This is a genomic window from Streptomyces sp. NBC_01445, from assembly GCF_035918235.1.
GTDB lineage: Bacteria > Actinomycetota > Actinomycetes > Streptomycetales > Streptomycetaceae > Streptomyces.
On sequence record NZ_CP109485.1, the window covers coordinates 4,683,215 to 4,699,232 of the forward strand.

Consider the following 16,018-nt stretch of genomic DNA (forward strand, 5'->3'; position numbering starts at 1 on the left):
TTACAGCACCTCCGGCGCGAGCGAGATGATCTTCATGAACTTCTTCTCGCGCAGCTCACGGCCCACCGGGCCGAAGATACGGGTGCCGCGAGGGTCGCCGTCGTTCTTCAGAATGACGGCGGCGTTCTCGTCGAAGCGGATGTACGAGCCGTCCGGACGGCGGCGCTCCTTGACGGTGCGAACGATGACCGCCTTGACGACGTCACCCTTCTTCACATTGCCGCCGGGGATCGCGTCCTTGACGGTGGCGACGATGACGTCACCGATGCCCGCGTAGCGGCGACCCGAGCCACCGAGAACACGGATGGTGAGAATTTCCTTCGCACCCGTGTTGTCGGCGACGCGCAGTCGCGACTCCTGCTGGATCACGTCTATCTCCTGATTGTCTGCCGGTTCCCCCGGGGCAGTTCAGTGAACTGCCCCGGGAGCCTGGCGGAACGAACTCTGAGGGATACCCCTCAGAGAATTACTTGGCCTTCTCGAGGATCTCGACGATGCGCCAGCGCTTGGTCGCCGACAGCGGACGCGTCTCCATGATGAGGACGCGGTCGCCGACGCCGGCAGCGTTCTGCTCGTCGTGCGCCTTGAGCTTGTTCGTACGGCGGATGACCTTGCCGTACAGCGCGTGCTTGACGCGGTCCTCGACAGCGACGACGACGGTCTTGTCCATCTTGTCGCTGACGACCAGACCCTCACGGGTCTTGCGGAAGCCGCGGGCGGCAGTCTCTTCAGTCACGTTGCTCTCGCTCATCAGGCGTTCTCCACCGTCTCGATGCCCAGCTCGCGCTCACGCATGAGGGTGTAGATCCGCGCGATGTCCTTGCGGACGGCCTTCAGCCGACCGTGGTTCTCGAGCTGACCGGTCGCCGCCTGGAAACGGAGGTTGAACAGCTCTTCCTTGGCCTCGCGGAGCTTGTTGAGGAGCTCCTCGTTGCCCAGTTCGCGCAGCTCGGACGCCTTGGTACCGGCCGACATCACGACTCACCTGCCTCGCGCCGAACAATCCGGCACTTCATCGGAAGCTTGTGAGCAGCGCGGGTAAGCGCCTCACGCGCAATCTTCTCGTTCGGGTAGGACAGCTCGAACATCACCCGACCCGGGTGAACGTTCGCGACCCACCACTCGGGGGAACCCTTACCGGAACCCATGCGGGTCTCGGCGGGCTTCTTCGTAAGCGGGCGGTCCGGGTAGATGTTGATCCAGACCTTGCCGCCACGCTTGATGTGGCGGGTCATCGCGATACGAGCCGCCTCGATCTGGCGGTTGGTCACGTACGCCGGCGTGAGGGCCTGAATGCCGTACTCGCCGAACGCAACCGTCGTACCACCCTTGGCCTGACCGCGGCGCTTGGGGTGGTGCTGCTTGCGGTGCTTGACCCTACGGGGGATCAGCATTTCGGTCAGGCCTCCGTTCCGGTGCTCTCAGCCGGAGCGGCAGCGGCGGGCGCGTCAGCCTTGGGGGCCTCGGCGGCCGGAGCCGACTGCTGCTGCGGCTTGCGGCCGCGGCCGCCACGCTCGCCACCACGGCCACCGCCGCGGGCCGGACGGTCGTTGCCGCCGCCACGGGCCGGGCGGTTACCCGCACGGGCCGCAGCGTTCTCGGCGCGGACCTCGGCGATGTTCTTGACGTCGCCCTTGTAGATCCAGACCTTCACACCGATACGGCCGAAGGTCGTCTTGGCCTCGAAGAAGCCGTAGTCGACGTTCGCGCGGAGCGTGTGCAGGGGCACACGGCCCTCGCGGTAGAACTCCGAGCGGGACATCTCGGCGCCGCCGAGACGGCCACCACACTGGATCTTGATGCCCTTGGCGCCGGCCTTCATCGCCGTCTGCATGCTCTTACGCATGGCGCGACGGAAGGAGACGCGGGAGGACAGCTGCTCTGCAACGGCCTGAGCAACCAGCTGAGCGTCGGTCTCGGGGTTCTTGACCTCGAGGATGTTCAGCTGGACCTGCTTGCCCGTGAGCTTCTCGAGGTCACCGCGGATGCGGTCGGCCTCGGCGCCACGGCGGCCGATGACGATGCCCGGACGAGCGGTGTGGATGTCCACACGCACGCGGTCACGGGTGCGCTCGATCTCAACCTTCGAGATACCGGCGCGCTCCATGCCGGAGGTCATCATGCGACGGATGGCTACGTCTTCCTTGACGTAGTCCTTGTACAGCTTGTCGGCGTACCAACGGGACTTGAAGTCCGTGGTGATACCGAGCCGGAACCCGTGCGGGTTTACCTTCTGGCCCATTACCGGGTTCCTTCCTTGCTGCTGACGACCACGGTGATGTGGCTGGTCCGCTTACGGATCCGGTAGGCACGGCCCTGAGCACGCGGACGGAACCGCTTCAGGGTCGGGCCCTCATCCACGTACGCCTCGCTGATGACCAGCGAATTGGCGTCGGTGTGGTCGTAGTTGTGTGCAGCGTTGGCAATGGCGCTGTCCAGCACCTTGCCAACCGGCACGCTCGCGGCCTGCGGGGCGAAACGCAGGACCGCCTGAGCCTCCGTGGCATCCATGCCACGGATGAGGTCCACCACTCGGCGGGCCTTCATGGGCGTGACGCGGATGTACCGCGCCTGGGCCCTGGCTTCCATGGTTGTCCCTTCAGTGTTCGTCATAGTCGATTCCACCCCGCCTTAGCGGCGCTTCGACTTCCGGTCGTCCTTGACGTGACCCCGGAAGGTGCGCGTCGGCGAGAACTCGCCGAGCTTGTGGCCGACCATCGACTCGGTGACGAACACCGGGATGTGGATCTTGCCATTGTGCACCGCGATGGTGTGACCCAGCATGCTGGGGATGATCATCGAGCGACGGGACCAGGTCTTGATGACGTTCTTGGTGCCGGCTTCGTTCTGTACGTCCACCTTCTTTACGAGGTGGTCGTCGACGAAGGGCCCCTTCTTGAGACTGCGCGGCATCTAAACCCGCTCCTAGCGCTTCTTGTTCGTCTTGCGGCGGCGGACGATGTACTTGTTCGAAGCCTTCTTCGGCGAACGAGTACGACCCTCCTTCTGACCCCACGGGGAGACCGGGTGGCGACCACCGGAGGTCTTGCCCTCACCACCACCGTGCGGGTGGTCAACCGGGTTCATCGCCACACCGCGAACGGTCGGACGAACGCCGAGCCAGCGCTTGCGGCCGGCCTTGCCCCAGTTGATGTTCGACTGCTCGGCGTTGCCGACCTCGCCGATGGTGGCGCGGCAGCGAACGTCGACCAGGCGAATCTCGCCGGACGGCATGCGCAGGTGGGCCATCTGGCCCTCCTTCGCCAGCAGCTGCACGGAGGCACCTGCGGAGCGGGCGAACTTGGCACCGCCACCGGGACGGAGCTCGATCGCGTGGATCGTGGTACCGACCGGGATGTTGCGGAGCGCCAGGTTGTTGCCCGGCTTGATGTCGGCCCCAGGACCGTTCTCGATGCGGTCGCCCTGCGACAGGCCACGCGGAGCGACGATGTAACGCTTCTCGCCGTCGGCGTAGTGCAGCAGCGCGATGCGCGCGGTGCGGTTGGGGTCGTACTCGATGTGCGCGACCTTCGCCGGCACGCCGTCCTTGTCGTGACGACGGAAGTCGATCACTCGGTAGGCGCGCTTGTGTCCGCCACCCTGGTGGCGAACGGTCACACGACCGGCGTTGTTACGGCCGCCCTTGCTGTGCAGCGGGCGGACCAGCGACTTCTCCGGCGTGGACCGCGTGACCTCGACGAAGTCGGCGACGGAGGAGCCACGGCGGCCCGGCGTCGTCGGCTTGTACTTGCGGATTCCCATTTCTCAGTCCTCGTCCGATATTCGGACCAAGGCGCTCCGTTAGGAGGCCTGGCCGAAGATGTCGATACGGTCGCCCTCAGCGAGGGTCACGATCGCGCGCTTGCTGTCGGCACGCTTGCCGAAGCCCGTCTTGGTCCGCTTGCGCTTGCCCTGACGGTTGATCGTGTTGACTCCGGTGACCTTGACCGAGAAGACCGCCTGGACGGCCTGCTTGATCTGGGTCTTGTTGGCACGCGGGTCAACAATGAAGGTGTACTTGCCCTCATCGAGGAGCGCGTAGCTCTTCTCGGAGACGACCGGCTTGAGGAGGACGTCACGGGGATCCGTGAAGCTCTTGCTCAGCGGCGTCTCAACGGTGTTCTTGCCCTCGGCCTCGTGGCGCTTCGCCTTGGCGATGCGCGCGGCCTTGGCGGCCTTGGCCGCCTTGGGGGCGATGCTCGGGTGACGCGTAGCCATCAGGCTTCGCTCCCTTCGGTGTCAGTGGCCTGCGGGCCGGACACGAAGGACTCGAAGGCGGCCTGGGTGAAGACCACATCGTCCGAGACGAGAACGTCGTACGTGTTCAGCTGGCCCGGCTCCAGGATGTGGACCTGGGGCAGGTTGCGAGCGGAGAGCAGCGCGGCCTCGTCGGCACGGTCGATCACCAGGAGCAGGTTCTTGCGCTCCGAGATCTTGGCGAGCAGCGACTTGGCGGCCTTGGTGGAGACTCCGCCGTCGACCACGCCGGTGACGACGTGGATGCGAGCGTTGCGGGCCCGGTCGGTGAGGGCGTGGCGCAGGGCCGCGGCCTTCATCTTCTTCGGGGTCCGCTGCGAGTAGTCACGCGGCTGCGGGCCGTGGACGACGCCACCGCCGGCGAACTGCGGCGCACGGGTCGAACCCTGGCGCGCGCGGCCGGTGCCCTTCTGGCGGTAAGGCTTGCGCCCACCACCGCGGACCTCGCCGCGACGCTTGGTCTTGTGCGTGCCCTGACGGGCAGCGGCCAGCTGGGCGACGACGACCTGGTGGAGAAGCGGGATGCTGATCTTCTCTACGTCGAAGATCTCCGCGGGGAGCTCGACCGTCCCGGCCTTGTCGCCTGCAGGCGAAAGGATGTCAATGGTGCTCATCGGTTCCTCAAACCCCCTTGGCCGCGGTGCGGACCAGGACGAGGCCACCGTTCGGACCGGGAACTGCGCCCTTGATGAGGAGCAGACCCTTCTCCGCGTCAACGGCGTGAACGGTCAGGTTCTGGGTGGTGACCCGCTCGTTGCCCATGCGACCCGCCATGCGCATGCCCTTGAAGACACGGCCGGGAGTGGCACAGCCACCGATGGAACCGGGCATGCGGTGCACACGGTGGGCACCGTGGGACGCCTTGCCACCCTTGAAGTTGTGGCGCTTCATGACACCGGCGAAGCCCTTGCCCTTGCTCTTCGCGGTGACGTCAACCTTGACGCCGGCCTCGAAGACCTCGGCAGTGATCTCCTGGCCCAGCGTGTACTCGCTGGCGCCGGGGGTACGGAGCTCCACCAGGTGGCGGCGCGGGGTTACATCGGCCTTGGCGAAGTGGCCCTTGAGGGGCTTGTTCACCTTGCGCGGGTCGATCTCGCCGAAGGCGATCTGGACCGACTCGTAGCCGTCAGTGTCGTTCGTACGGACCTGGGTCACGACGTTCGGACCGGCCTTGACCACGGTGACCGGGACGACACGGTTGTTGTCGTCCCAGACCTGGGTCATGCCGAGCTTCTCGCCCAGGATGCCCTTGATCTGCTTAGCCATTCTCAGCTCACCGATCCCTAGAGCTTGATCTCGATGTCGACACCGGCCGGAAGGTCGAGTCGCATCAGAGAGTCAACGGTCTTGGGCGTCGGGTCGAGAATGTCGATCAGGCGCTTGTGCGTGCGCATCTCGAAGTGCTCGCGAGAGTCCTTGTACTTGTGCGGCGACTTGATGACGCAGTACACGTTCTTCTCAGTGGGCAGCGGCACCGGGCCTGCGACCGACGCACCAGTGCGGGTCACCGTCTCGACGATCTTCTTCGCCGAGCTGTCGATGACCTCGTGGTCGTAGGCCTTAAGCCGGATGCGGATCTTCTGTCCCGCCATGGCTACTAGTAGTCCTGTCTCTCGAAACGCTCTGGAACCTGGCAGGTCCTATTCCGTCCTCCTCCGACCCACGCGGTCGGGCGTGTCGCAGTCTCACTGACAGAAATATCCATACGGATTTCCCTGCTCGGGAGCTGCAGCCCTGGGACCGCGAAGCCGGGGGAAGAAACCCACCGGGCGCCTGGCTGAACGACCTCACTGCACTTCCCGGAAGATTCCCGTACGTCCGCCCTAGCGCTGCCTGCGGATCTTTCGACCTTCTGGCAGATGGGGCGACGAGTACTGTGGGACTCGCTTCCGGTCCTCCCGGCGGGAGGCGTGCAGCATCGGCACTCAACCGAGCAACCCCGATAGTCTGCCACAGAGCGGCTGCGCCTGGCCAATCGAGCCGTAGAGAGTACCCCTGGGGTGACGAAGGTCAAACCGGGGCCGGGCGGGGACCGCAGCCGAGGACCGACCCGCTCGGCGGGACTCAGCGGGAAGCCGCGTCACCCCAGCCCTCCAGGAACCGGCCCAGCTGGTTGCGCAGCACGTCGCTACGGGCGTCTTCCGGCAGGTCGGGGGCGCGGGCCCTCAAGGGCCGCAGAACCTCCAGGGCGGCCGCTTCGCCGTCCTGCATGCGCCCGATGGTCGCCTCGCCGAACGTGTTCAGGCAGTCACGCAGGGACGTCCGCCACACCGTCCGGAGCGGGTCGGGAGGGGGCGGTCTAAGCAGGGCGCGATCCGCAGCCGCAGTACGTCCTGAGGTGAGGTCGAGAGCCGCGGCCCGTGGACAGTGACGGCACCGAGTCTTCCATCGTCACAACTCTCAAGCATCATCAGCCAGGCGGGGGAACGAGGCCAGGGCGGCACCGAGGTCTGCCGCGGCCGAGTCCTCCGCAGGGAGAGCGAGAGCGAGTCGGTCGGCAGCGCGCAGGACCGCCTCACCCAGTTCGGGAGCGGACGCGCGAGCGATGACGCCGACCTTCGACGCGACGGACAGACCCTTCCTGGTACGCCGGAACACCAGCCCGAAGGAAGTGTCGACGCCGGTAAAGGAGAGGGTCCCGGCATCGCCGCGCAAGAAGTCGCCGAGGCTGTCCAGGAGTTGGGTCACGGAAAGGTAGATCATCATGCCTTGGTCGGGGGTGTGGCCGGCCGAGTCGGCCGTTCCGAGGTCCCCAGTGACAGACATGTCGCCCAGGTCGAACCCACTGGGTTCGCCCTGATCCGGCCGCACGGTGAACTGCACAGTGATCATCAGGTGTGACTCTTTCCTACCGGGAAGAACGTGATGATGCGGTTTCCATCATCCGAGTCGACCACCAGCCGGTACCGGGCGCGCATTCCGTTGACGGTCATCCTCTTCTCAAAGGTTTGTATCCGGCGTGCCGGGTCCGACACTCGAGTGCCCTTTTCAATCATTGTCTGCGCGGCCTGCTCCACCTGGGGACGGGTGGTCGTCGGCGGCATGAGGTCGCCGTGGCCGCCGGCGGCGGTTCCCGCGATATGGCGCTCGTCGATGTGCTGCCAGCCCTCCTTGGTGTTCCCGTTCTCCAGCCTCGGGCCTGTGCGGCACAGCGCGAGTCCGTAGGGGTCTATCCAGGTGAGGGGGTGAGGGCCGTACCAGTACGGATTGGGCCCGGCCCCCAGGCCCAGCGGGTCGGGCGAGAAGTAGCGGCCGGTCTCACCGTCGTAGTACCGGAAGTAGTTGTAGTTCAGACCGGTTTCCGTGTCCGCGTACTGCCCCGGGAAGCGCAGGGGGCAGTCGACGGATGTGGAGTCGTTGGGGGCGGGGAGCGGGGTGCTCCAGAGCGTGGTACGACGCTGCCAAGTCAACTCACCTTCGGGGGACACCAGTTCGTTCGGCGTGCCGACGGCGTCGGTGATGACCGCATGAAAGCGAGTGGTGGGGTGGCACGTGGTCTCAGCCGCCAGTTTGATGAGGAAGGATCCGCTCGGGAGCGCTGTCCGGGGACTGCGGTCGGTCTGGGTGAGGGGGCGGTGCGTGCCTGGGGCGTAGTCCCAGGCGGTGACCCGGCCGTCGGGTGCCGTCTGTTCGGCCAGGCGCGCATCGTCCCAGGTGAAGTCCGTGCGGTCGGTGACCGAGCCGTCCTCCGCCATGCGGTACTTGGAGATGCGGCGGCCGAGCGGGTCGTACGTATATCCCCAGCACTCGCCGTCCGGCGTGACCGCCTGGGTCAGGCGGTCCTCCGCGTTCCAGGTGTAGGCCCAGGTCTGCTGCCGGCCGTTGAGGAGCTTGCGGGTTTTGCGGACCTGGCGGCCTTGGGCGTCGTGTTCGTAGGTGGTGTGCCCGGCGCGGCGGATGAGGGTGCCGTCGAAGGCGCGGTCTCCGGGCGTCTCGTGGGCCGGGGCCGTGGCATGGGTGAGGTTGCCTGCCGTGTCATAGGCGTACGTCTCGGTCCAGCCATGGGCATGTACGCCCGTGACCCGGCCTGTGGGGTCGAGGTCGAACTTCCGGGTGCCCGACGTGAGTTCGCGGATCTCGGTGAGGTACCCGTCGGCACGGTAGGCATAGGCGCGGTGCTGGAGGAGGCGGCCCGCCTCCCTGCCGCCGGGCGATGACGTCAGGGACTGGATGGTGAGGCGGTCGGCAGTGTCCCAGGCCTGGGCGAGTGTCACCTTCTCGCCGATGCGGCGGTGCGTCTCGCGCCCTGCCGCATCGTAGGCGAAGGTCAACGTCCCGGCGTCGGAGCGGAGTTCGGTGGCCCGTCCCGCCGGGTCGTACGTCCAGTGCGAGGTCAGTCCGGACGGGGTCGAGCGTCGAATGCGGCGGCCGAGGGCGTCGTAGGCGTAGGTGGTCGCCCGTCCGTTGACGGCCTCCGACAGCGTGCGGCCGAGAGCGTCGTACGAGGTGATGACGTCAGCGTCCGCGTTCGCCGCACGGATCAGTTCGCCCGCCGCGTCGTATTCGTACGTCGTCACCTCGCCCGAGTCGGTGCGCTGCTCGGTCACCCGGCCGAGCGTGTCCCGCGTGAAGCGCAGCGTCTCGCCGGCGCCGTTGGTGCGCGAGGTCACGCCGCCCGCCGCGTCGTGCGCGTAGGTCAGGGTGCGGCCGTTGAAGTCGGTCTCCGCGACCAGGCGCCCCGCCTCGTCGTAGCTGTAAGACCAGGTCAGGCCCTGGGGGTTGGTGACACCCGTCAGCCGTAGTTCGGTGTCGTAGGCGAAGGCGTAGGTTGCGCCGTCGGAGTCTGTCCGGGTGGCGGGGACGTCGAAGTGGGTTGGGGTGTGGCGGGTGATGTGGCCTGCCTGGTCGGTGTGGGTGAGGAGGTTGCCCTCGCCGTCCCAGGTCCAGGTCTCGCGGGTACCGTCGGGGTGTTCGCGCCACTCGGGCTTCCCCTCCGTCGTCCACCCCGTGCGAGTGGTGTGGCCCAGAGGGTCGGTGACCTCTGCCACCCTGCCGAACGCGTCGCGGCGAACCACCGTGACGTGGCCGAGCTCGTCCGTCACGGTGATGGGCAGTCCGGCCGCGTTCGGCGTGACGCTTCGCGTATGTCCCAGTGCGTCCGTGACGGCGGTCAGGTGCCCGGACGCGTTGTAGACGATGCGGGTCCCGGCTCCGAGCGGATCGGACGTGGCAAGCAGATTGCCGAGTTCGTCGTAGGTATGGCGCCAGGTCGCCCCGCCCGGCTCGACGACCTCCAGAGGCTGGCCGTGCGCGTTGTACGTCGCCCCGGCCACAGACCCGTCGGGCAGCGTGACCGCGATGAGGTGTCCGGCGTCGTCATGGCCGTAGCGCGTGGTGCGGCCCAGCGGGTCAGTGACGGTGAGCGGCTTGTCGCCGTGCTCGTCCCACTGGGTGCGTGTGGTGTGGCCGAGCTGGTCGGTCTCCTCCTCGACCAGGCCCTCAGCGTTGTACCGGTGTGTCGAGAGGTGGCCGAGCGAGTCGGTGTACGTGGTGGTGCGGGCGGCGTCGTCGTAGGCCAGGCTCCCGGAGAGGAAACCGTCGATGCCCTCGGTGCGGACGACCCGGCCGCGTGCGTCGTACTCGTACGAGAACCACGTCCCGTTGCGGTCGGTCCACTTGGTGACGCGGCCGTCCGAGTCGTACGTGAATCGCAGGGGCAGGTCGCTGGAGTTGATGACCTCGGTGAGGTTGCCCGCTTCGTTGTAGCCGTAGCGCATGACGGTCGTGCCGCCCTCGCGGGAGACGTCGGCCGTGTACGCGTCGGGGGCCCGGTCGAGGAGGCGCAGGGCCGTGATGCGTGGGCCGTCCGTGTCCACGGCGACGTAGTAGCCGCCGGAGTGGCGCAGGCCGACGGGGATGCCGTCGTCGTCGCGCTCCACGTCGATGCGCATGCCGTTGCGGTCGCTCCACGCGTCCACCGGCAGGTGGAAGACGCCGAACGAGCCGGACGGGAACGGGGTGGTGAAGGAGCGGGTGACTCCCGTGCCCGGGTCGGTGATCGTCATGACGCCGTCCGGCTTGCCGTCCCACTCCAGCGGCCAGCGCGCACCCTTGACCGGCAGGGCGGGCACACCCGGCTCCGGGACCGGATAGACGAGCCTCATGCCGTCCGCCGCGGCGAACACGACGCCCTCGCCGTCGATCTGCACGCACTCGTCGAGTGTGGATATCCAGGTCGGGCCGAAGCAGACTCCCCCGCGGTACGACGACAGGTGGGTGCGCTGGAAGAGGAGAGGGAGGGACGCCGGCAGCGACAGGTCCGTCTGCGTCATCAGCATCGCGCCGGTCGCCACGTCGATCGGCTCGCCCACGCACGGTGTGCGCTCCGCCTTACGGGCGGCCGGGCCCAGCTCCACCAGGTCGGGGCGGAGCGACGGCGGGCGCAGCATCAGGGGCGTCGTGCTGGAGAACGCCCCCTCCATACCCGCCTTCAGAACGCCGCTGCCCGCGCCGAGCGCACCGCCGTAGAGCATGCCGTCCGTGGCTGCCTTGTTCACCTCGTCGAGGCTGAAGCCCTTCTGCAGACCGGTGATCATCTTCAGCGGCTGGGCGATGGCCGCGTCCACGGTTACCGATTCGACTCCACCGAACGCTGCCGCGATCAGGGTGCCGGCCGCGATCTCGGCGACCGTCGCGGAGACGGCAACGCCCATGGTGGCGCCGAGCTCGATGATGACGTCGGCCGCCGCGACGGCCGCTCCTGAGGCCAGGCCCGCGGTGAAGAAGGCCAGTGCGACGCCGCCCGCGATCACGGCGGCGTCGATGCCGATCTGGGTCCAGAGTTTGTTGATCGCGTCGTCGATGGCGTCCGCGAACTTGTCGAGCGCCTTCGCCATCCCCCGCGCCGAATCGGCCAGGTCGCTCAGCCAGCCCGCGTCCTGGCCCTTGGCGTAGCGGCCCCAGAACTTCTCGAACGCCTCGATCGACTCACCCTTGTTGTGATGGATGAGGGAGGACGCGCTCTTGTGCGCCGGTGCGCGTACGTCGTCGACGGCGTCGGCGAAGGTCCGCCAGGCAGTGGCCGCGGAGCGCAGGGAGTCGGCGTCGGCGTCCGGCCACCACAGGCCCAGGTGCAGGAGGATCTTCTTTGCCTCGTCCTCGATGCTCACCGGGAACCCTCGCTGTCGGCGCCGTCCTTCGGGGGCTTCACCTTGGTGAACATCCCGGCAATGAGGTCGTCGTTGTCCACGTGCCCGTCGGACAGGTCGACCAGCGCCTCGTGGATGCTGGTCAGGCCGAGGACGAGGATCCCCGTGGAGCTCTCGATCTTCTTCTGCTGCGGCGAGTAGACGTCCCCGAACTCCTTGCCCTGCTTGTCATCGCCCCAGGGCTTGCCCAGGTTGTCCAGGGTGGTGACGAGGGTGGTGAGTGCCTTGCTCAGATTCTTGGCCTGCTCGTGGAACACCGGCGCCGAGGCCTTGATGTCCGCGGTTTTGATGTCCAGCACCATGCCGTCGCCGTTGCCGTCACTCATGCGCTGCCGTTCCCCCGTCGTTCGCGCGTGCGACTCATGACCCTAGGGGAGTCGGTTCAAGGGAAGGTCAATCCGTCACCATGGAACGGCAATAGGCCAGTGGAGCCAGGGAGCTGTGCCGGTCTCGGCTCAGCCCAGGTGCCAGAGCGCGTACGTCGCCACGAGCAGGATCAGCCCCGCGAACGTCATGAGAGCACCCAGGAACCGGAGATAGCCCACCGACCCGAAGACAGTGGTCGGCGCGGCGTCCAGCGCTCCCGGCATCCCCAGGATCCCCGCGTTCCTCTGCCGGATCCGCTCGGACCGTCGGGTGGTGATCCCCCGCACGTCGAACGCCCAGTTCACCCCGCACCACAGGCAGACGAGGCCGGCGAGCGAGAAGATGGCGAGGACGACGGGCGACGGCCCGTGGACCCCTGCGGCAAGTACTGACACGTCAGTCAAGGTCGGATTCTTTCGAACGGTCCGGGGCACCGGAGTGGTGGAGCAGCCAGGGCATGGCTGAGTGATCGTTGCCCTCCATGGTGACGATCACCTCGCGGTACGTCGAATCCCCCAGCCGACAGGGACGACGATTCAGCTCCCAGACGCGTACGTCACGAACTCGGCCCAGGCGTCAGCCGTTACGGCGAAACGGGCGGCGTGGGCGTTCTTGGAGTCGCGGACGTGGACCGTGCCGGGGCTGGTGGCGACCTCGACGCAGTCGGCTTCGTTGCCATCGCTGCTGTAGCTGCTCTTGAACCAAGCCAGCTCAGGGGCGCCCTGTGCGGAAGCCTTGCGGATCATGTCTCTCCCAGCAGTTGCTCGATGAAGGCCAGGGTCTCCCGTGGCGAGAGAGCCTCAGCGCGGATGATGCCAAATCGCAGTTCAAGGATCCGCAGCTGCTTCGAGTCGCTCACAGGGCGACCTCCGAACGCCCCTTCAGAGCGCCCCACGGCCGTACCGTCCTGGAACTTCAGCACCTCGATCTTCCCGTCCATACCGGGATGAGCCTCTCGGCGAGTAGGCATCACCTGAAAGGTGACATTGCGCAACTGCCCGACCTGCAGCAGGTGTTCGAGCTGTCCGCGCCACTCCATTGTGCCTCCGATGGGGCGCCGGAGCGCCGACTCCTCTTGTACGAAGCTCAGGGCAGGGGCGGATGGCCGCCCGAAGATCGACTGCCGAGCCATGCGAGCCGCCACGCCATGCTCCACCTCATCCTGCGAATACGCAGGCTGCCGAGCCTCGAACAACGCCCGTGCGTGCCCCGGCGTCTGCAACAGCCCATGCAGGCCGTGCGCCACGTAGACCCCGATCTCGACGGCCCGCGCCTCCATGCCCGCCAGATCCCGCACCTTCTTCGGATACCGAACCTCCGCCACGTCCGGTTTCATCGCGGCGATGAGCCCGCCCGCCCCCAGCACCTCGTCCGCCCTGTCCAGGTACTCCGACCTCGGGATCCGGCGGCCCGCCTCGACCTTGTAGACCAGGTCCTCCCCGTACCCGATGGCCGCCCCGAACTCGGCCGCCCGCAGCCCGGAGGCCTCCCGCTGCAGCTTCAGCTGCCGCCCCACCATCGCCACGACGGCCGCGCCCTGCTCGTCGTCCGGATCCACCTCCCACCCGGGTTCATCCGCCCCATTGCTTACCACCTGCACTCGATCCACGCTCACCCGCGCCCACCTCCGACGTACCGCTGCCGCACCCCGCGCATCGACGACCCCTACCCGTACGACCCCTCTGGACAGCCCGGACACCACTGGACAAGCTCCGGACAGTCACCGTACGTACCGGCGTCGTCACTTTTCACGCTATGCGTGCGCGGCCACGCTGAGTGACGTGAATCTGGAATCCGCCCAACTCTCCTGCCCCGCGCGGCACTTCAGGGTCCTTCTCTCCCCCACGCCGCGCGGCGCCCGCCTCGCGCGCCTACTGGCCGTCGAGTGGCTGCGGTGCCGTGACCTGCCGTACGGGGTCACGGACGCGGCCGAGCACGTCGTCGCCGAGCTCGCGGCGAACGCCGTCGCCCACGCCCGCCTGCCCGGCCGCGACTTTCTCGTCGTGCTCCGCGCCGACATTCACGTACTCCGTATCGAGGTGACGGACACCAGGGGCGACAGACTCCCGCCCCTTACGCGACAACCACCCGCCCCCGGCGCCGAATCCGGGCGCGGCCTGTTCCTCGTCGAGGCGCTGGCCGATCGCTGGGGCGTCGCGGAGGGACCCGTTCCACGTAAGACGGTGTGGGCGGAACTGGATCTCGTACGACCGGAGCTCGTGAACGCGGGCTCCGGTGCTCCATGCGACAACCCCAAAGGAACAACGGACGAGGAAAAGGAACCGAGCCAAGCCCCACCTGCCCCGCCGTCGGCAGCCGCCCGGACCACTCACTCACACAGGTGAATGTCGCCAACTCGGCTGGCCAAAGCCCCTGTTGACTGCCATACGCTCAGCGCGAGACCCCAGCATTCAAAACAACCGCAGACATGCGACGGCCCCCGGCCGGGACTCGCAATCCCGATCGAGGGCCTGACCACCGAGGAAGAATCGAGCTTCCCGATGGGTACCCAGAACCCTAGCGCGCCCCCGCGCGCCCAGTCCCGCGTTGCCGGGAAAGCCCGCCCGAAACGGGGCCCCGCGCCCCTCGGCATCACCCACGCCAACACCCGCCACGCCACCCGCTTCACGGTGATCGGCAACCACCTGGCCCAGCACCGCGAGCTCTCGCTCGTCGCGATCGCGCTGGCCGTCCACATCCAGTCCCTGCCGACCGGCGCCCGCGTGGACATCAAGACCCTCACCGCCCGCTTCCCCGAAGGGGCGACACGTATCGCCGCCGCCCTGCGGGAGTTGGAGGCCCACGGCTACCTCCGGCGCGAGCGCCACCGCGTACCCGACGGCCGCATCGTCACGCGCACGGTCTCCTGCAACCAGCCGGGCCGCGCCACCCACGCACCGGCCGCCGCGCCGGAGCCCGCCTCGGAGCCATCGGCGGGCGACGACGTACCGACCTGCCCGGCGCCGCAGCCTCGCGCCAAGCGACCGCCCCGGCCCCTGACCGTCCCCCACCCCGCCCACGCCTCCCCGCTCCTCCTCCAGACCGCCGCCGACCTCCTCGCGGGCCTGCACCGCGCCGACCCCCGGCTCGCGCTCTCCGCCCTTGATGCGCAGCGCCTCGCACCCGGCGTCGCCGCCTGGCTAGAGCGCGACCTCGGCCCCGCCGCCGTACGCCACGCCCTGACCAGCGATCTGCCAGGCGATCTGCCCGGCGAGGGCCTGCGCCACCCGGCCGCCTTCCTTGCCCACCGGCTGACAGCGCTGCTGCCACCGCCGCCCCCGTTCCGGGCCCCGGCCGCGTCCCCGCCTCCCGCCCGTCATCCGCTCCGGAACTGCGACGAGTGCGACCGCGCCTTCCGCGGCCCCGAGCCGGGCAAGTGCCGCGAGTGCCGCGCGCCGGACCGAACCGGCGATTCGCCTGCAACGAGCCAGCCGGACAGGACACCATGAACACGCAGGCCGAGTACGGACATGAGCTGGTTCCCCGCCCCGAGCAGACCCCCGACGCCCTGCGCGCAGCCCTCGCCGCCGTCGCCCCCGCGCGCATGCCGGAGATGCAGCGGACCAAGGACGAGGCCTTCGCCAAGGCCGTCGAGTGGCAGTCCCTCAGCCCTGTGCAGAGCTGGGTGCTTGCCTGGCCCGGGACATCGAGATCGCCCGTCGCCCCGACCTGACCGCCCGGCACGCCCGCGCAACGCGGGATCTGGAGCACGAGGACGCGACTGTCGCTCATGAAGCACTGCGTGAGCTGAGCGCCGTGCTGGACGAGGCAAGGAACCCACTGCGCTGATGACAGACCCCGCCCGCCCCGCCGCTCCCGCCCACCCCGTCCCTCCCGCCGACTCGGACGACGACCGGGGCTGCCTCCGGGTGGTCCTCGCCCTGCCGTTCGCCGTGCTCACCCTCATCGCCGCGTACTTCTGCTGGATGGCCCTCACCATCCGGCCCGCCGGGGTCTGGGACGACGACGCGTACCGGGGGATCGTCCTGTCCTGCGTCGCCACGATCGCGGCTGCCGGGTCGGCCGTGGTGCTCTGGCTGCTCCCGTCCGTCCGGCGCGTCATGGGGTGGGCGTGGGTCGCGCCCGCCCTGCACCTCGGAGTCACCGCCGCCGCGCGGTGGGCCGTCGGCGGCTGAGGACGCGTGACAAAGGCCTCGTAGCAACGGGAAACCAAGAGTTCCCCAAGAGCCCCAAAACGTGTGAACAGAACATGTCCGTGCATGGAACCTGACCCCACTGACGAGCCT

General features: G+C 68.1%; 22 protein-coding genes and 1 pseudogene. 4 read left to right on the plus strand and 19 right to left on the minus strand.

What is annotated here, in order from left to right:
• From rplN to OG574_RS21335, 19 genes are all read right to left on the minus strand, one after another.
• Nucleotides 1-369, minus strand: coding sequence for a 50S ribosomal protein L14 (gene rplN / locus OG574_RS21245; protein WP_003974257.1), 369 nt, complete (start codon nt 367-369; stop codon nt 1-3).
• A 97-nt stretch (nt 370-466) separates the two neighbouring features.
• Complete coding sequence (gene rpsQ / locus OG574_RS21250) at nt 467-751, minus strand: 30S ribosomal protein S17 (RefSeq protein WP_100594880.1); 285 nt, start codon at nt 749-751, stop codon at nt 467-469.
• Nucleotides 751-975: a 50S ribosomal protein L29 gene (gene rpmC, locus OG574_RS21255; RefSeq protein WP_059079052.1), complete on the minus strand. Its 225-nt coding sequence runs from the start codon at nt 973-975 to the stop codon at nt 751-753. The genes rpsQ and rpmC overlap by 1 nt, the downstream gene beginning before the upstream one ends.
• Nucleotides 975-1,394: a 50S ribosomal protein L16 gene (gene rplP, locus OG574_RS21260; protein ID WP_030782563.1), complete on the minus strand. Its 420-nt coding sequence runs from the start codon at nt 1,392-1,394 to the stop codon at nt 975-977. The genes rpmC and rplP overlap by 1 nt, the downstream gene beginning before the upstream one ends.
• A gap of 5 nt (nt 1,395-1,399) precedes the next feature.
• Nucleotides 1,400-2,242, minus strand: a complete 843-nt coding sequence (rpsC, locus tag OG574_RS21265; RefSeq protein ID WP_116511058.1) for a 30S ribosomal protein S3 — start codon at nt 2,240-2,242, stop codon at nt 1,400-1,402.
• Complete coding sequence (rplV, locus tag OG574_RS21270; protein ID WP_026249422.1) at nt 2,242-2,589, minus strand: 50S ribosomal protein L22; 348 nt, start codon at nt 2,587-2,589, stop codon at nt 2,242-2,244. Before rplV ends, rpsC begins: the two co-directional genes overlap by 1 nt.
• 42 nt (nt 2,590-2,631) lie before the next feature.
• A complete protein-coding gene (rpsS, locus tag OG574_RS21275; protein ID WP_100594882.1) occupies nt 2,632-2,913 on the minus strand; it encodes a 30S ribosomal protein S19 in 282 nt (93 codons plus the stop codon).
• A gap of 12 nt (nt 2,914-2,925) precedes the next feature.
• Complete coding sequence (gene rplB / locus OG574_RS21280) at nt 2,926-3,762, minus strand: 50S ribosomal protein L2 (protein ID WP_266561187.1); 837 nt, start codon at nt 3,760-3,762, stop codon at nt 2,926-2,928.
• Between the two features lie 39 nt (nt 3,763-3,801).
• Nucleotides 3,802-4,218 (minus strand): 50S ribosomal protein L23, encoded by a 417-nt coding sequence (rplW, locus tag OG574_RS21285; protein WP_100594884.1) that lies wholly within the window; start codon nt 4,216-4,218, stop codon nt 3,802-3,804.
• A complete protein-coding gene (gene rplD, locus OG574_RS21290) occupies nt 4,218-4,871 on the minus strand; it encodes a 50S ribosomal protein L4 (protein WP_100594885.1) in 654 nt (217 codons plus the stop codon). The genes rplW and rplD overlap by 1 nt, the downstream gene beginning before the upstream one ends.
• Nucleotides 4,872-4,878: 7 nt before the next feature.
• On the minus strand, nt 4,879-5,523 hold the full coding sequence (gene rplC / locus OG574_RS21295) for a 50S ribosomal protein L3 (protein WP_100594886.1): 645 nt from the start codon (nt 5,521-5,523) through the stop codon (nt 4,879-4,881).
• Nucleotides 5,524-5,540: 17 nt separating this feature from the next.
• A complete protein-coding gene (rpsJ, locus tag OG574_RS21300) occupies nt 5,541-5,849 on the minus strand; it encodes a 30S ribosomal protein S10 (protein ID WP_003948644.1) in 309 nt (102 codons plus the stop codon).
• Between the two features lie 472 nt (nt 5,850-6,321).
• Nucleotides 6,322-6,528, minus strand: a complete 207-nt coding sequence (locus OG574_RS21305; protein ID WP_326774520.1) for a hypothetical protein — start codon at nt 6,526-6,528, stop codon at nt 6,322-6,324.
• A gap of 129 nt (nt 6,529-6,657) precedes the next feature.
• A complete protein-coding gene (locus tag OG574_RS21310; protein ID WP_326774521.1) occupies nt 6,658-7,089 on the minus strand; it encodes a hypothetical protein in 432 nt (143 codons plus the stop codon).
• Complete coding sequence (locus OG574_RS21315; RefSeq protein WP_326774522.1) at nt 7,089-11,366, minus strand: DUF6531 domain-containing protein; 4,278 nt, start codon at nt 11,364-11,366, stop codon at nt 7,089-7,091. The genes OG574_RS21310 and OG574_RS21315 overlap by 1 nt, the downstream gene beginning before the upstream one ends.
• Nucleotides 11,363-11,731, minus strand: a complete 369-nt coding sequence (locus OG574_RS21320) for a hypothetical protein (RefSeq protein WP_326774523.1) — start codon at nt 11,729-11,731, stop codon at nt 11,363-11,365. The genes OG574_RS21315 and OG574_RS21320 overlap by 4 nt, the downstream gene beginning before the upstream one ends.
• A gap of 129 nt (nt 11,732-11,860) precedes the next feature.
• Nucleotides 11,861-12,166, minus strand: a complete 306-nt coding sequence (locus tag OG574_RS21325) for a hypothetical protein (RefSeq protein WP_326778567.1) — start codon at nt 12,164-12,166, stop codon at nt 11,861-11,863.
• A gap of 141 nt (nt 12,167-12,307) precedes the next feature.
• Nucleotides 12,308-12,517 (minus strand): DUF397 domain-containing protein, encoded by a 210-nt coding sequence (locus tag OG574_RS21330; protein ID WP_326774524.1) that lies wholly within the window; start codon nt 12,515-12,517, stop codon nt 12,308-12,310.
• On the minus strand, nt 12,514-13,386 hold the full coding sequence (locus OG574_RS21335; RefSeq protein WP_398375456.1) for a helix-turn-helix domain-containing protein: 873 nt from the start codon (nt 13,384-13,386) through the stop codon (nt 12,514-12,516). Before OG574_RS21335 ends, OG574_RS21330 begins: the two co-directional genes overlap by 4 nt.
• A gap of 166 nt (nt 13,387-13,552) precedes the next feature.
• Between OG574_RS21335 and OG574_RS21340 the strand changes: the two genes are divergently transcribed.
• From OG574_RS21340 to OG574_RS21355, 4 genes and pseudogenes are all read left to right on the plus strand, one after another.
• On the plus strand, nt 13,553-14,116 hold the full coding sequence (locus OG574_RS21340; RefSeq protein WP_326774525.1) for an ATP-binding protein: 564 nt from the start codon (nt 13,553-13,555) through the stop codon (nt 14,114-14,116).
• 156 nt (nt 14,117-14,272) lie between these two features.
• Nucleotides 14,273-15,220, plus strand: a complete 948-nt coding sequence (locus OG574_RS21345; RefSeq protein ID WP_326774526.1) for a helix-turn-helix domain-containing protein — start codon at nt 14,273-14,275, stop codon at nt 15,218-15,220.
• Nucleotides 15,217-15,560 (plus strand): annotated as a pseudogene (locus tag OG574_RS21350) (hypothetical protein). Before OG574_RS21345 ends, OG574_RS21350 begins: the two are co-directional and overlap by 4 nt.
• Nucleotides 15,560-15,907, plus strand: a complete 348-nt coding sequence (locus OG574_RS21355) for a hypothetical protein (RefSeq protein WP_326774527.1) — start codon at nt 15,560-15,562, stop codon at nt 15,905-15,907. The pseudogene OG574_RS21350 and the gene OG574_RS21355 overlap by 1 nt, the downstream one beginning before the upstream one ends.
• Nucleotides 15,908-16,018 lie beyond the last annotated feature (111 nt).

Bases quoted from the DNA above. Each gene is read 5' to 3' on its own strand.
- rpsQ (WP_100594880.1), bottom strand. From the start codon at position 751: ATGAGCGAGAGCAACGTGACTGAAGAGACTGCCGCCCGCGGCTTCCGC.
- rpmC (WP_059079052.1), bottom strand. From the start codon at position 975: ATGTCGGCCGGTACCAAGGCGTCCGAGCTGCGCGAACTGGGCAACGAG.
- rplP (WP_030782563.1), bottom strand. From the start codon at position 1,394: ATGCTGATCCCCCGTAGGGTCAAGCACCGCAAGCAGCACCACCCCAAG.
- rpsC (WP_116511058.1), bottom strand. From the start codon at position 2,242: ATGGGCCAGAAGGTAAACCCGCACGGGTTCCGGCTCGGTATCACCACG.
- rplV (WP_026249422.1), bottom strand. From the start codon at position 2,589: ATGGAAGCCAGGGCCCAGGCGCGGTACATCCGCGTCACGCCCATGAAG.
- rpsS (WP_100594882.1), bottom strand. From the start codon at position 2,913: ATGCCGCGCAGTCTCAAGAAGGGGCCCTTCGTCGACGACCACCTCGTA.
- rplB (WP_266561187.1), bottom strand. From the start codon at position 3,762: ATGGGAATCCGCAAGTACAAGCCGACGACGCCGGGCCGCCGTGGCTCC.
- rplW (WP_100594884.1), bottom strand. From the start codon at position 4,218: ATGGCTACGCGTCACCCGAGCATCGCCCCCAAGGCGGCCAAGGCCGCC.
- rplD (WP_100594885.1), bottom strand. From the start codon at position 4,871: ATGAGCACCATTGACATCCTTTCGCCTGCAGGCGACAAGGCCGGGACG.
- rplC (WP_100594886.1), bottom strand. From the start codon at position 5,523: ATGGCTAAGCAGATCAAGGGCATCCTGGGCGAGAAGCTCGGCATGACC.
- rpsJ (WP_003948644.1), bottom strand. From the start codon at position 5,849: ATGGCGGGACAGAAGATCCGCATCCGGCTTAAGGCCTACGACCACGAG.
- OG574_RS21310 (WP_326774521.1), bottom strand. From the start codon at position 7,089: ATGATCACTGTGCAGTTCACCGTGCGGCCGGATCAGGGCGAACCCAGT.
- OG574_RS21320 (WP_326774523.1), bottom strand. From the start codon at position 11,731: ATGAGTGACGGCAACGGCGACGGCATGGTGCTGGACATCAAAACCGCG.
- OG574_RS21330 (WP_326774524.1), bottom strand. From the start codon at position 12,517: ATGATCCGCAAGGCTTCCGCACAGGGCGCCCCTGAGCTGGCTTGGTTC.
- OG574_RS21345 (WP_326774526.1), top strand. From the start codon at position 14,273: ATGGGTACCCAGAACCCTAGCGCGCCCCCGCGCGCCCAGTCCCGCGTT.
- OG574_RS21355 (WP_326774527.1), top strand. From the start codon at position 15,560: ATGACAGACCCCGCCCGCCCCGCCGCTCCCGCCCACCCCGTCCCTCCC.